Raw genomic sequence first — 13371 nt, 5'->3', positions numbered from 1 at the left:
CATTCGCCGGGCAAAGGTCCAGAGCCCGTTCGACGCATCCGCCCGTTGTGTCGTCCGGCGCGCTGAGGCATGGTCCGGCGATCATGCGCCTAGCCATTCTCACCGCCCTTGTCTGCCTTTCTGCGCCCGTGCAAGCGGAAGTCACCGTTTTTCCAGCTCTCAACGGTGCGTCGGACGCCCGCACGCTCGTCGTCTATTCCTCGCTTGATGCGCCGCTGAACAATCCGATGATCGCCGGCTTCCAGAAGGCCAATCCCGGCGTCGCCGTTCGTTACGAGGAACTGCAAACGGTCGACATTTACGACCGTGTCCTGGCCGAGACCGACGCCGGCAAGGGCACTGCCGACATCGCCTTTTCCTCGGCGATGGACCTGCAGGTCAAGCTCGCCAATGACGGTTACGCCCAGGAAAGCCGGCTGCCTTTGTCCGATCGTTGGCCGCGCTGGGCCAATTGGCGCGACACCGCCTATGCCTTGACCTACGAGCCGGCGGTGTTCGTCTACCACAAACCGAGCTTCAAGGACGTCGACCCGCCGGCGACGCGTGGCCAGTTCGTCGACTATCTCAAGTCTCAGGGCGACAGGGTTTATGGCCGCATCGCCACCTACGACATCGAGCGCTCCGGCGTCGGCTTCATGTTCATGGCTCGTGATCAGGAACAGTATCCCGACATCTGGTCGGTGATCCGGGCCATGGGGGCGGGGGGCGTCAAGCTCTATTCGACGAGCAGTGCCATCCTTGAGCGGATCGCCGACGGCCGCTTCGTGCTCGGCTACAACATCCTCGGCTCCTATGCCGCCGACTGGGCGGCGCGCAACCCGGATGTCGGCATCGTCCTGCCCAAGGACTACACGGTGGTGATGTCGCGCATCGGCCTGGTGCCGGCGGCCGCCAAGTCGCCCGACCTCGGCCGCCGCTATCTCGAATATTTCATGTCGGCCGAAGGCCAGACGGTCATGGCGCGGCAGCTGCATATCGCGGCCGTCAATCCCGAGGTGTCCGGCGAGAACACCGCCAACCGGATGCAGGAGGTTCTGGGCGGGCAATTGCGCCCGGTGCCGGTCAGTCCAGGCCTGATGGTCTATCTCGATCAGGTCAAGCGTTCCCGCGTCATCGAGCGCTGGAACGAGGCGCTGCGCAGTCCCTGACGACAGGATGTACCCAAGCTGTTGCATCGGTGTCAGTCTGATGTCAGGTTGCTGCGATAGGGAAGTTTTGGCCCATCCGTTTGGAGGCGGCGAGGCTCGGAAAGTTCGGGAGGACTTCGAACACGTTTCCGCTAAGGCTACCCGACGGCGGTTCTCACCGCCGCGCAGAGGGGCCGGGAAACGCTGCTGTGATGGCAGGCCCCTAAGCCGGCCAGTTCCTTTCTCCCCAGGTTCCGGGACGGTGCCTCAGGCGCGGGCTCCGAAACTGAAAAAGCATTCTGTCCCGCGCATGCGGGCAAGGGAGGAACAGCAATGAAGCAGTTCGTATTGGCATCCATCATCGCGGGCGCGCTTGCCCTGCCGGCCGCCGCGGCCGACTACAAGATCATGGCTCCGGCAGCGCCTGGCGGCGGCTGGGACCAGACCGCGCGCTCGATGCAGACCGCGCTCCAGGACGAGAAGATCTCCAGCTCGGTCCAGGTCAACAACGTTCCGGGCGCCGGCGGCACCATCGGTCTCGCCCAGTTCGTCAACCAGGCCAATGGCGACCCGGCACAGCTGATCGTCGGCGGCTACGTCATGGTCGGCGCCATCCTGACCAACGCCTCGCCCGTCACGCTCGACCAAGTCACCCCGATCGCACGCCTGACCGGCGAATATGAAGCGCTCGTGGTTCCGGCCGCTTCCGACATCAAGGACATGGCTGGCCTCGTCGCCAAGCTGAAGGCTGATCCGGGTTCGGTTTCCTGGGGCGGCGGCTCGGCCGGCGGCACCGACCACATCACGGCCGGCCTGATCGCCAAGGCTGCCGGCGTCGACCCGACCAAGGTCAACTACATCGCCTATTCCGGCGGTGGCGAGGCTCTCGCTGCCATCCTCGGCGGCCAGGTGACGGTCGGCATATCCGGCTACGGCGAATTTGCCGAGCAGATCAAGGCCGGCACGCTGCGCATCATCGGCATCTCGTCGGATGCCAAGGTCGAAGGCATCGATGCCCCGACCTTCAAGGAAGGCGGCGTTGACGTCTCGATCCAGAACTGGCGCATGGTCGCTGCTGCTCCCGGCATCTCGGCCGAGCAGAAGGCAGCCGTCCTCGCCGACGTCGAAAAGATGGTGACCTCGGCCTCGTGGACCAAGATCCTCGCCGACAAGGGTTGGGCCAATACCTATCTCGCCGGCGACGACTTCGCAGCCCAGCTGAAGAAGGACACCGAGGCGACGTCCGCCATCCTGAAAGACATCGGCCTGGTGAAATGAGCCTGGACAACCAGCAACAAGAAAGGCGCCGCCCCGATCGGGCGGCGCTTGTCATCGCCGCCCTGCTGATGGTGGTGTCTCTGGTCATTGCCTGGAGCACAGCCAGCCATGGCGCCGGCGCCAACTATGCCCGCGTCGGCCCGACAACGTTTCCCTATGTAATTGCTGTGGCCTTTTTCGGCCTGTCAATCTGGACGTTCTTCGAAGCCTGGCGTGGCGACTTCCCCGAACGCGAAAAGCAGGAGATCAGCCCGATCCTTTGGATCGTCGGCGGTCTTGCCGCCCAGATGCTGCTGCTCAAGACAGCTGGCTTCTCGATCGCCACCGGATTGCTCTTTGCCGCAACGGCAAGCGCTTTTGGCCGCGGACCGCTGTGGAAGACGATCCCGATCGGCATCGTGCTTTCATTCGTCGTCTGGATCATTTTCGCCAAGGGACTGCAGCTCTCGCTGCCCGCCGGCCCGCTCGAACATCTGTTGTTCTGAGCGATTATCAAGGGAGCTCGGCTCTAAATGGATACCTTCGGTCTGCTCGCGCAGGGACTGCTCACGGCACTCGAGCCGATGAACATGCTTTATGCGCTGATCGGCGTGACGCTCGGCACGGCTGTCGGCGTTCTTCCCGGCATCGGCCCGGCACTGACCGTCGCCCTGCTTTTGCCGGTCACCTACAAGCTTGATCCCGCGGGCTCGCTGATCATGTTCGCCGGCATCTACTACGGCGGCATGTATGGCGGCTCGACGACGTCGATCCTGCTCAACACGCCTGGCGAAAGTGCCTCGATCGTCACCGCGCTCGAAGGCAACAAGATGGCGCGTGCCGGGCGAGGCGGCCCGGCACTGGCAACGGCCGCCATCGGCTCGTTCGTTGCCGGACTGATCGCCACGGTCGGTCTCGCCTTTGTCGCGCCGACGGTCGTCAAGATGGCGCTGTCCTTTGGCCCGGCCGAATATTTTGCGCTGATGATCCTGGCCTTCATGACCGTCTCCGCCGCCTTCGGCGATTCGACGTTGCGCGGACTGACGGCGCTGTTCATCGGCCTCGGCCTTGGTCTCATCGGCATCGACCTGCAGACCGGCCAGGCGCGCCTGGCTTTCGGCATTCCCGACCTGCTCGACGGCATCGAGGTGACGACGCTTGCGGTCGCGCTGTTCGCCGTCGGTGAAGCGCTCAGCGTCGCTGCCAGCAAGGGCGGCGATTCGACCATCCAGGCGATCAAGGGTTCGGTGTGGATGACGCGCGAGGACTGGAGCCGGTCATGGAAGCCATGGCTGCGCGGCACCGCAATCGGCTTCCCGATCGGCGCCATGCCGGCCGGCGGCGCCGAAATCGGCACCTTCCTGTCCTATTCGGTGGAAAAGAACCTGGCCAAGAAGCCGGAAGAGTTCGGCCATGGCGCCATCGAAGGCGTCGCGGGCCCCGAGGCGGCCAACAATGCTTCCGCGGCCGGCACTCTGGTGCCGCTGTTGACGCTCGGCCTGCCGACGACGGCGACCGCTGCCATCATGCTCGCCGGTTTCCAGCAATTCGGCCTGCAACCGGGACCGTTACTGTTTGCGACCAACCCGCAGCTCGTCTGGGGCCTGATCGCCTCGCTGCTGGTCGCCAACCTGATGCTCCTGGTGCTCAACTTGCCGCTGGTCGGCGTCTGGGTCAGGCTGCTGACCATCCCACTGCCCTGGCTTTATTCGGGCATCCTGCTGTTTGCGACGCTCGGCACCATTGGCGCCAACCCCTCGACCTTCGAACTTGGCATGCTCCTGGCCTTCGGTCTGCTCGGCTATGGTCTGCGCCGCTTCGGCTATCCTATCGCGCCCGTCGTTGTCGGTCTGATCCTTGGGCCGATGGCGGAGCAGCAGCTTCGCCGCGCGCTGGCCATCAGCCAGGGCGACCCGACGATCCTGGTGCATTCGCCGATCGCGATCGTGTTGCTGCTGCTTGCGGCGACCGCCGTCCTGCTGCCGCTGTATCTGCGTGCCCGTGGCCGGGGCAAGGTGCTGGCCCAGCTGGGCGCCAACGAGGACTGAGTTCGTCTCGTCCTCTGAAACGAAAAAAGCCGAGGCCCGGTATCCCGGCCTCGGCTTTTCTTTGCCTCATGGGGGAGGCTGAGGACCCAGGGACAGAGCGACGGTCAGAATAACCGGCCGCTCCGGAGCACTGCCCGGCTGGCCCGTCTCGGCTATCGCCAATGACCGGCCAGCGGTGCGCTCTCTACCCTGAATGCCTTGATCAGTATTTGCGGATGCGGTCGAAGTGCATCGGGTCGATGCCGAGCATCACCAGGTCCTGGTTGGTTGGGCGATGACCGCGCTCGACGGCTGCTGCTGCTGCGACGGCGCTACCAAAGGTGCGAACCAGTACGCCAATGCGGCCAAATTGCTTGCGGGTGCTCATCTCAGTGTCCTCTTTTGCGCTGCATCATCATTTTTGTGCAGCGCACCAAATATAGGTGACGCAGAGAGAAGCGGTAGGGGTGTCCGCGCATGTTTGCCATGCATCTGCTGCAATGGTCGGCTAAACAAGTGCCAGTGGACGTAACCGGCCACAGGACTTGAAAGGCGCGCCGCCTTCGGCTATATCAGCCTCAAATTCTTGGTCGGTATGACGAAGAGTGGGTCCACCCGGTCCCGCTCTTTTTTGTTACCTGCCGACCGTCTGGAGAACCAATGACCGAAAACGCAGTCGAACAGACAGGCGACGACCGCATCATCCGCGAGACCGGCATCGACGCCCGTATCGCCCTGATCGTTCAGCCCGTCCTTCGCGCGATCGGCTTCCGCCTCGTTCGCATCCGTCTCTCGGGCCAGAACGGGCTGACGCTGCAGATCATGACCGAGCGCGAAGACGGCACCATGACCGTCCAGGATTGCGAAGAGGTGAGCCGCGCGGTTTCGCCTGCTCTCGATGTCGATGATCCGATCGAAAAGGCGTATCATCTCGAAGTCTCGTCGCCGGGCATCGACCGGCCGCTGGTCCGCAAGTCGGATTTCGGCAACTGGATCGGTCACATCGTCAAGATGGAGACCTCGGTCATGGTTGCCGATCGCAAGCGCTTCCGCGGCAAGATCGCCGAAGTCGACGAAGAGAGCGTCCTGATCCAGCGCGACCAGGCCGCTTACGGCGAGGAGCCGACCGTGCGCGTGCCTTTCGAGGCGATCTCGGATGCCCGGCTGATCCTCACCGACGATCTTATTCGCGATGCCCTGAGCAAGGACAATCAGGCGCGCAAGGAAGCACGGAAGCGTCGCGGCGAAGCCGAGGATGCGCCGGAAGACGAAGAAACCGAAACGGAAGATTGATAGAGCCGAACGGCTGGGCAAGGTCCGGCCGGTCGCTCCGGGAGAAAGACAATGGTTGTAAGCGCCAACAGGCTCGAACTGCTGCAGATCGCCGATGCGGTCGCCCGCGAGAAGTCGATCGACAAGTCGATCGTCATCGCCGCCATGGCCGACGCGATCCAGAAGGCAGCGCGCTCGCGCTATGGTCAGGAGACCAACATCCGCGCCGACATCAACCCCAACACGGGTGAGATGAAGCTGCAGCGCCTGATGGAAGTCGTCGACAAGGTCGAGGACTATGCCACCCAGATCGCCCTGACCTCGGCACGCGAGCGCAACCCCGACGCCCAGCTCGGCGACTTCATCGCCGAACAGCTGCCGCCGATGGATTTTGGTCGCATTGCCGCCCAGTCGGCCAAGCAGGTCATCGTCCAGAAGGTGCGTGAAGCCGAGCGCGATCGCCAGTACGACGAATACAAGGATCGCATCGGCGAGATCGTCAACGGCACGGTCAAGCGCGTCGAATACGGCAACGTCATCGTCGACCTCGGCCGTGGCGAGGCGATCATCCGCCGCGACGAGCTGATCCCTCGCGAAAACTACAAGTATGGCGACCGCGTCCGCGCTTACGTCTACGACGTGCGCCGCGAGCAGCGCGGCCCGCAGATCTTCCTGTCGCGTACCCATCCGCAGTTCATGGCGAAGCTGTTCACCATGGAAGTGCCGGAAATCTACGATGGCATCATCGAGATCAAGTCGGTTGCCCGCGACCCCGGTTCGCGCGCCAAGATCGCCGTCATCTCGCGTGACAGTTCGATCGACCCGGTCGGCGCCTGCGTCGGTATGCGTGGTTCGCGCGTCCAGGCCGTCGTCGGCGAGCTCCAGGGCGAAAAGATCGACATCATTCCGTGGTCGCCTTCGGCTGCCTCTTTCATTGTCAACGCGCTGCAGCCGGCTGAAGTCGCCAAGGTCGTTCTCGACGAGGACGCCGAGCGCATCGAAGTCGTGGTTCCTGATGATCAGCTGTCGCTGGCCATCGGCCGCCGCGGCCAGAACGTGCGCCTGGCTTCGCAGCTGACCGGCTGGGACATAGACATCCTGACCGAGCAGGAAGAGTCTGAGCGCCGCCAGAAGGAATTCGTCGAGCGTTCGACCCTGTTCATGGAATCGCTCGACGTCGACGAGATGGTCGGCCAGGTTCTGGCCTCCGAAGGGTTCACCTCGGTTGAGGAAGTGGCTTACGTCGATGCCGACGAAATCGCATCGATCGACGGCTTCGACGAGGACACAGCTTCCGAGATCCAGACCCGCGCCCGCGAATATCTTGGCAAGATCGAGGCCGAGCACGACGAGAAGCGCAAGTCGCTCGGCGTGCAAGACGAGCTGCGCGAGATTCCCGGCGTCACCACCGCGATGCTGGTGGCGCTCGGCAATGACGGTGTCACGACTGTCGAGGACTTCGCCGGCTACGCCGCCGACGATCTCGTCGGCTGGAAGGAACGCAAGGACGGAGAGACCAAGTTCTTCCCGGGCGTGCTCGCCGACTTCGGCGTCTCGCGCACCGACGCGGAACAGATGGTTGTTGCTGCCCGACGCATGGTTGGCTGGATCGCTGAGGACGAGATTGCGTCCGAGGAAGAGCCTGCCGACGTCGCCGGTGAGTGACGTGAGGCCGGCCGAGGAATCTGTTGGACGAGATGAACGATCGCACCTGCATCGTCACGCGCAAAAGCGCCGAACCGGATGATCTGATCCGTTTCGTCGTCGGCCCGGATTCGGCCGTCTATCCCGATCTCAAAAGAAATCTGCCCGGCCGCGGTTGCTGGGTGACGGCCGACCGCCTACATATTGACAAGGCGGCGGCCAAGGGCATGTTCGCCCGTGCCTTCAAGGCGCAGGTCGTCGTGCCGCCCGATCTGGGCGCAATGGTGGATAATCTGCTCGCCCGGTCAGCACTTGGCTCGCTTGGGCTTGCCCGCAAGGCCGGTCTGGTGGCACTAGGTGCCGCCAAGGTCGACTCCACTGTCCGTGCCGGCAAGGCGCTTCTGGTACTCCATGCTTACGAGGGCGCCGAGGATGGCGTCCGCAAGATCACCCAGGCCCGCAAGGCCACAGTGCATATCGGCGGGCCTGCCACGCCCGCCTACAAACTTTTTTCGGAAGCGGAATTGGGTTTGGCATTGGGGGCAACAAATGTGATACATGCTGCCGTCCTCGCGGGAGAAGCGGGCAAGGCGGTCGCGAAGCGCATGGTTGCGCTTGACCGATATCGGGGCGGATCCCCGGATGATCTGGCAATGATTGCGGCGATTGCCTACGACGATGATGCCGCAGAGGATATGGAATGAGCGATAGCAAATCGGGCGATGACAACACGTTGAGCGTCACTCCGAAGAAGACCTTGACGCTGAAGCGCCCGGGATCGGAGCAGGGAACGGTACGCCAGAACTTCTCGCACGGCCGCACCAAGCAGGTCGTCGTGGAGACGAAGAAGCGTAAGTTCTCCATGCCCGGCGACAAGCACGAGCCGACGCCGACGGCACAGACTGTTTTCGCGCCCAAGCCCCAGCCGGCAGCGCCCGCGCCGGCAGCTCCGGTTGCGCCCGTGGCAGCAGCGCCTGTTGCTCCGACGCCGGTCGCGGCAGCTCCTGCGCCCAGGCCTGCCCCGACGCCCGCGCCCGCGCCCGTCGCGAAAGAGGCACCGCGGCCTGCGCCGCGCCAGCCCGAGCGCTCGGGCATGGTGCTGAACTCATTGTCGCGCAGCGAGATGGACGCCCGTCGTCGTGCGCTCGAAGGCTCGGTCGCGCGAGAACAGGAAGATCGCGCCCGTGCTGCCGAAGACGCACGCCGCCGTGCCGAAGAAGACGAGCGCCGCCGCAAGGAGCGCGAGGATTCGGCTCGCCGCCAGGCGGAGGAGGAAGCCCGCCTCAAGACCGAGGCTGAATCCCGCCGCCGCGCCGAGGACGAAGCCCGCCGCCGTGCGCCGGCCGCTGCCCTCGAAGCCAATGTGCCTGACGAAGTGGAAGCCAAGCCGAAGGGCCGCGTTGGACCCGGTGCTGCAACCGCATCGCCGATCCGCCGCGTTGCGACCCCGGAGATCGCCCGTCCGGCCAAGACCAAGACCGAGGACGACCGTCGTCGTGGCAAGCTGACGCTCAACACGGCGCTGTCTTCCGCGGATGGCGACGCACGTTCGCGTTCGCTGTCGGCGATGCGTCGCCGCCAGGAGAAGTTCAAGCGTGCGATGCACCAGGAGACGCGCGAAAAGATCGTGCGCGAGGTCATCCTTCCTGAGACCATCACGATCCAGGAACTGGCCCAGCGCATGTCCGAGCGCGCCGTCGAGGTCGTCAAGTTCTTCATGAAGCAGGGCCAGATGCTGAAGCCGGGCGACGTCATCGACGCCGATACGGCCGAGCTGGTGGCTGGCGAGTTCGGCCACACGGTCCGCCGCGTTGCTGAGTCCGACATCGAAGAAGGCCTGTTCGACATCGCTGATCACAGCACGACGCTTGTGTCGCGTCCGCCTGTGGTCACCATCATGGGCCACGTCGATCACGGCAAGACGTCGCTGCTCGATGCCATCCGCAATGCCAATGTCGTGTCGGGCGAAGCCGGTGGCATCACCCAGCACATTGGCGCCTACCAGGTCGAAAAGAACGGTCAGAAGATCACCTTCATCGACACCCCCGGCCACGCCGCCTTCACGGCGATGCGTGCCCGTGGCGCCCAGGCGACCGACATTGCGATCCTGGTGGTTGCGGCCGACGACAGCGTCATGCCGCAGACCATCGAGTCGATCAGCCATGCCAAGGCTGCCGGCGTGCCGATCATCGTTGCGATCAACAAGATCGACAAGCCGTCGGCGAACGCCCAGAAGGTCCGCACCGAGCTGCTGCGTCACGAAGTCTTTGTGGAATCGATGGGCGGTGAAGTTCTCGACGTCGAGGTTTCGGCGAAGAACGGCACCAATCTCGACAAGCTGCTCGAAGCGATCCTGCTGCAGGCCGAAGTTCTCGACCTGAAGGCCAACCCCGACCGTACGGCCGAGGGCGTGGTCATCGAAGCCAAGCTCGACAAGGGCCGTGGTCCGGTTGCGACCGTGCTCGTCCAGACCGGTACGCTGCTGCCGGGCGACATCCTCGTCGCCGGCGACCAGTGGGGCCGTGTCCGTGCCCTGGTCGACGATCGTGGCAACCGCCTCGAAGAAGCTCCGCCGTCGATGCCGGTCGAAATTCTCGGCCTCCAGGGAACGCCTCAGGCTGGCGACCGCTTCGCGGTCGTCAACAACGAGGCCCGCGCCCGCGAGATCACCGAGTACCGCCAGCGTCTGGCGCGCGACAAGGCTGTCGCCAAGCACGCCACCCAGCGCGGCTCGCTCGAGCAGATGATGTCGCAGCTGCAGTCGTCCGGCCTCAAGGAGTTCCCGCTCATCATCAAGGGTGACGTGCAGGGCTCGGTCGAAGCGATCATCGCAGCGCTCGACAAGCTCGGCACCGACGAGGTGCGTGCGCGCATCGTCCATTCGGGCGCCGGCGCGATCACCGAAAGCGATGTCACGCTCGCCGAAACGTCGGGTGCTGCAATCATCGGCTTCAACGTCCGCGCCAATGCGCAGGCACGTCACGCCGCTGAGCAGCAGGGCATCGAGATCCGCTACTACAACATCATCTACAGCCTTGTGGATGACATCAAGGATGCGATGTCGGGCCTGCTGTCGCCGGAGCGTCGCGAGACCTTCATCGGCAACGCCGAAATCCTCGAAGTCTTCAACATCACGAAGACGGGCAAGGTTGCGGGCTGCCGTGTCACCGAAGGCAAGGTCGAACGTGGTGCCGGCGTTCGCCTCATCCGCGACAACGTTGTCATCCACGAAGGCACGCTCAAGACGCTCAAGCGCTTCAAGGACGAAGTCTCCGAAGTGCCGGTCGGCCAGGAATGTGGTATGGCCTTCCAGAACTACGAGGACATGCGTCAGGGTGACATCATCGAGTGCTTCCGCGTCGAGATGATTACCCGGAGGCTCTAAGCCTCTGGCATTAGTCTAGTCATTTGGACGGTGGCCGTTCGGCCGCCGTCCGTTTTCGTGCAGCAGGATGTGCGGTCCCATTCCGCCTCCTGCGACATATGGATTTTCAGGACCATGTCGCGTTTTCAGAGTTCAGGCCCATCCCAGCGCCAGCTTCGCGTCGGCGAGCAGGTGCGTCATGCGCTGTCCGAAATGCTCCCGCGCGGAGAAATCATCGATCCGGTGATCGAAACGACAGTCATCTCGATCACCGAGGTGCGGATGTCGCCCGATCTCAAGATCGCCACAGCCTTCGTGTCGCCGATCGGCGCCAAGGACCCGGACGCGGTCATCTCGGCACTCAACAAATACGCCAAATTCATCCGTGGCCGCGTTTCATTTGCCCTCAAGCAGATGAAATACATGCCGGAATTCCGTTTCCGGCTGGACACCAGTTACGACAATTTCGCCAAGATCAACGATCTGCTGCGCTCGCCCGAAGTGGCGCGCGACCTCGACGGCGAAGAAGACAAGGAAGACTGACATGTCGCGTCGCGGCAAGAAGAAAGGCCGGCCCGTCTCCGGCTGGCTGGTGCTGGACAAACCGGTGGGCATGGGCTCGACCGAGGCCGTCTCCAAGATCAAGTGGCTGTTCAACGCCGAGAAGGCCGGACACGCCGGAACCCTCGACCCGCTCGCCTCCGGCATGCTGCCGATCGCGCTCGGCGAAGCCACCAAGACCGTGCCTTACGTCATGGATGGCGCCAAGGTTTACCGCTTCACCGTCTCGTGGGGCGAAGAGCGCTCGACCGACGACCTGGAAGGACCGGTAACCAAGACCTCGGACAAGCGTCCGTCCGAGGAAGAGATCCGCGCCGTCATGCCGAAATATACCGGCGTCATCATGCAGACGCCGCCGCAGTTCTCGGCGATCAAGATCGCCGGCGAACGCGCCTATGACCTCGCCCGTGAGGGCGAGACCGTCGACATTCCGGCCCGCGAGGTCGAGATCGGCCGTCTCGAGATCATCGAAAACAGTGCTGATCGCACCGTATTCGAGATCGATTGCGGCAAGGGCACCTATGTCCGCTCGCTTGCCCGCGACATGGGACGGGATCTCGGCTGCTTCGGCCACATCTCCGAGCTTCGCCGCACCGAAGTCGACCCCTTCACGGCAGAGGACTTCGTCACCATTGCCGAGCTCGAGGCGGCTCGCACCGCCGGCCAGCCGGAAGGCGAAGACGGCAAATGGGACTTCACAGCGATCGATGAATTTGTCGTCGACACCTCGGCGGCACTCGACTGCCTGCCGCAGGTCGCCGTGACCGACGAAGCCGCCTCCAAGATCAGGCTCGGCAACCCGGTCATCGTTCGCGGCCGCGATGCCCCTGTCGAGGCCGAGGAAGCCTGCGCCACCGCGCGCGGCAAGCTCGTCGCCATCGGCGCCATCGAGCAGGGCATGTTCAAGCCCAAGCGGGTGTTCACTGCCTGACGCTTGTCTGCCGGTGCCGTTTCCGCTTGGATCGCTGACATGATTCCGCGAGCGAGGCGAAATGGCACTGGCTGAACCCAACGGCAATCGTCGCCATCGCCAGCACGCACGGCCGCCGGTCGGCGCGTCACCCGGCACGCTGATCGCCGATCCGTCGGCGCGCCAGTCGGCGCTGAACCTGACGCTGATCTCACCTGATACCTGCGAGTTCGTCGACGACGCCAGCCTCGATGACGTCGAGGCGGCTTGCAACAACTGGCCGTTGATCTGGCTCGACTGCGTCGGGCTCGCCAATATCGGCCTGATCGAGGAGATCGGCAGGATCTTCCACCTGCACACGCTGGCACTCGAGGATGTGGTCAACACAGGCCAGCGCTCCAAGGCCGACTTCTTCGACGAGCATGCCTTCTTCGTACTGTCGATGATCGACGACGCCAGGACCAGCCGCTACGAGCAGATTTCGTTCTTCTTCGGCGACAAGTTCGTCGTCACCTTCCAGGAGCGCGAGGGCGACCCGTTCGAGCCGGTGCGCCAGCGCATCCGCACCTCCAATCCGAGCCGCCTGCGCCATCGCAAGGCCGATTATCTTGCCTATGCGTTGATCGATGCGGTGGTGGACAGCTACTTCCCGATTGTCGATGCCACCGGCGACAAGGTCGACGCCATCGAGGACGAGCTGCTGGCCGCGCCCAGGAAGCAGCACATCAGCCAGCTGCACGGCTTGCGCCGGGCAACCAGCCTGCTCAAGCGCACGATCATGCCGTTGCGCGACGCCCTGACGACACTCATCCGCTCCGATGCCCCCTTCATCACGGCCGAGACGAAGGTCTATTTCAACGACACGCTCGACCATGCCATCCGTCTCGCCGAAACGGTCGAATCCCAGCGCGAAACGATGATCGGCCTGATCGAGATGCAGCTGTCGCTATCGCAGTCTCGGACCAACGAGATCATCGGTGTGCTGACCATCGTCTCGGCGATCTTCATCCCGCTGACCTTCCTCGCCGGCATCTGGGGCATGAATTTCGACCCCGCCAGCTCGCCCTGGAACATGCCTGAGCTGCTATGGCCCTATGGCTATCCGGCGGCGCTTGGCTTCATGGCCTTTGTCGCGATCTCGCTGGTGCTGTTTTTCCGCTGGCGCAAATGGCTCTGAAGCGCGGCCCGGAGCCGGCTTGCGAATGGGAC

The 13371-nt window shown here is 63.8% G+C and carries 12 protein-coding genes; 11 read left to right on the top strand and 1 reads right to left on the bottom strand.

The annotated features are described in order from the left end of the window. The first annotated feature begins 83 nt into the window (after positions 1–83). The 4 genes from N7E70_RS00150 to N7E70_RS00135 all read left to right on the top strand — a co-directional run bounded on the left by N7E70_RS00150 (position 84) and on the right by N7E70_RS00135 (position 4432). A complete protein-coding gene (locus N7E70_RS00150; RefSeq protein ID WP_263005047.1) occupies positions 84–1148 on the top strand; it encodes an ABC transporter substrate-binding protein in 1065 nt (354 codons plus the stop codon). 312 nt (positions 1149–1460) lie between these two features. Continuing rightward, entirely contained in the window at positions 1461–2405 is a 945-nt protein-coding gene (locus N7E70_RS00145; RefSeq protein WP_154385947.1) for a Bug family tripartite tricarboxylate transporter substrate binding protein, read from the top strand. Beyond that, the gene (locus N7E70_RS00140) at positions 2402–2890 is read left to right on the top strand and encodes a tripartite tricarboxylate transporter TctB family protein (protein ID WP_192318697.1); all 489 of its coding nucleotides are present in this window, start codon (positions 2402–2404) and stop codon (positions 2888–2890) included. The genes N7E70_RS00145 and N7E70_RS00140 overlap by 4 nt, the downstream gene beginning before the upstream one ends. A 27-nt stretch (positions 2891–2917) precedes the next feature. Continuing rightward, the gene (locus tag N7E70_RS00135; protein WP_192318695.1) at positions 2918–4432 is read left to right on the top strand and encodes a tripartite tricarboxylate transporter permease; all 1515 of its coding nucleotides are present in this window, start codon (positions 2918–2920) and stop codon (positions 4430–4432) included. Between the two features lie 202 nt (positions 4433–4634). On the opposite strand, the gene N7E70_RS00130 is transcribed toward N7E70_RS00135, so the two are convergent. Further along, positions 4635–4799: a hypothetical protein gene (locus N7E70_RS00130; protein WP_169808283.1), complete on the bottom strand. Its 165-nt coding sequence runs from the start codon at positions 4797–4799 to the stop codon at positions 4635–4637. Between the two features lie 272 nt (positions 4800–5071). Between N7E70_RS00130 and rimP the strand changes: the two genes are divergently transcribed. From rimP to corA, 7 genes are all read left to right on the top strand, one after another. Beyond that, positions 5072–5704: a ribosome maturation factor RimP gene (rimP, locus tag N7E70_RS00125; RefSeq protein WP_263005045.1), complete on the top strand. Its 633-nt coding sequence runs from the start codon at positions 5072–5074 to the stop codon at positions 5702–5704. A 51-nt stretch (positions 5705–5755) separates the two neighbouring features. Continuing rightward, positions 5756–7348: a transcription termination factor NusA gene (nusA, locus tag N7E70_RS00120; RefSeq protein WP_263005043.1), complete on the top strand. Its 1593-nt coding sequence runs from the start codon at positions 5756–5758 to the stop codon at positions 7346–7348. Positions 7349–7380: 32 nt separating this feature from the next. Beyond that, a complete protein-coding gene (locus N7E70_RS00115; RefSeq protein WP_067965752.1) occupies positions 7381–8031 on the top strand; it encodes an RNA-binding protein in 651 nt (216 codons plus the stop codon). Then, positions 8028–10712, top strand: a complete 2685-nt coding sequence (infB, locus tag N7E70_RS00110) for a translation initiation factor IF-2 (protein ID WP_067954440.1) — start codon at positions 8028–8030, stop codon at positions 10710–10712. Before N7E70_RS00115 ends, infB begins: the two co-directional genes overlap by 4 nt. Before the next feature lie 114 nt (positions 10713–10826). Further along, on the top strand, positions 10827–11234 hold the full coding sequence (gene rbfA / locus N7E70_RS00105) for a 30S ribosome-binding factor RbfA (RefSeq protein WP_067954438.1): 408 nt from the start codon (positions 10827–10829) through the stop codon (positions 11232–11234). 1 nt (position 11235) lies between these two features. Next, the gene (gene truB / locus N7E70_RS00100; protein ID WP_263005041.1) at positions 11236–12183 is read left to right on the top strand and encodes a tRNA pseudouridine(55) synthase TruB; all 948 of its coding nucleotides are present in this window, start codon (positions 11236–11238) and stop codon (positions 12181–12183) included. Between the two features lie 61 nt (positions 12184–12244). After that, a complete protein-coding gene (gene corA / locus N7E70_RS00095) occupies positions 12245–13339 on the top strand; it encodes a magnesium/cobalt transporter CorA (RefSeq protein WP_154385944.1) in 1095 nt (364 codons plus the stop codon). The last annotated feature ends 32 nt before the right edge of the window (positions 13340–13371 follow it).

The organism is Aminobacter sp. NyZ550, from assembly GCF_025628925.2.
GTDB classification, from domain to species: Bacteria; Pseudomonadota; Alphaproteobacteria; order Rhizobiales; family Rhizobiaceae; genus Aminobacter; species Aminobacter ciceronei.
This window is presented reverse-complemented; position numbering and strand designations above follow the sequence as displayed.